The 796-nt window shown below is 52.9% G+C and carries 1 protein-coding gene; it reads left to right on the top strand.

Translation table 11 applies throughout. The features are described from left to right. Positions 1-154: 154 nt before the first annotated feature. The coding region (locus tag CDE01S_RS18005; RefSeq protein WP_500778424.1) for an adenine nucleotide alpha hydrolase family protein at positions 155-796 on the top strand (642 nt) is incomplete at its 3' end.

Raw genomic sequence — 796 nt, 5'->3', positions numbered from 1 at the left:
CGGTGACGTACTTCCACGTCGAAGAGGCCTGCTATTCGGGTCGGTTTCGGCACCAGCGGGGCGAGCCATGCTGATAAAAATTCATGATGGCTTGCTCTCGATGCTTTGCGCCGTTGTGAGTCACTCGATTTCAACCCGGACGTGCAAATAAATAATGCGTAACAGCGTGAACTTGCCTGGCGCCTCTGGCCTTCGTGTTTGTACGAGATGCATCTACGACGAGAGAGTCTCTGCCATCAGCTTCAACGCTGACGGGGTGTGCAATTACTGCGAGCAGATTGATCGCTTGAGGCAGGAGTACGGCACCGGAATCGCCGAAGGGCGGAGCCAGCTTGATGCCATCATCGCCGAGATCAAGAGCGCTGGTAAAGGGAAGAAGTATGACTGCGTGATAGGCGTTAGCGGCGGCACGGATTCGTCATATATCGCCTGTTTGACCCGGGAGTGGGGCCTGCGTCCGCTCGCCGTGCACTACGACAATACCTGGAATTCAGCGATTGCCACTCAAAACATTCGGAAGGTGCTGTCAGCACTGAACATTGATCTATTTACTCACGTTGTCGACAACAAAGAAAGCGACGATATCTTTCGATCCTTTTTCTTTGCGGGAGTGGCGGAAATCGAAGCGCCAACGGACTTGGCCCTAGCGGAGACAATGTATCGCGCGGCGCACCGGTATGGCATTAAATACATCCTAGAAGGCCATTCATTTGTCACGGAGGGAATTACGCCGGTGGGGCGGAATTACTTTGACGGAAAGTATATTCAGTCCATTCATCGTAAATTCGGAAGGTTG

The sequence above is a fragment of the Curvibacter delicatus NBRC 14919 genome (assembly GCF_001592265.1).
Classification (GTDB): domain Bacteria; phylum Pseudomonadota; class Gammaproteobacteria; order Burkholderiales; family Burkholderiaceae_C; genus Hylemonella; species Hylemonella delicata.
Note: the sequence above shows the minus strand (reverse complement) of the source record. Positions and strands in the feature narration are given on the sequence as shown.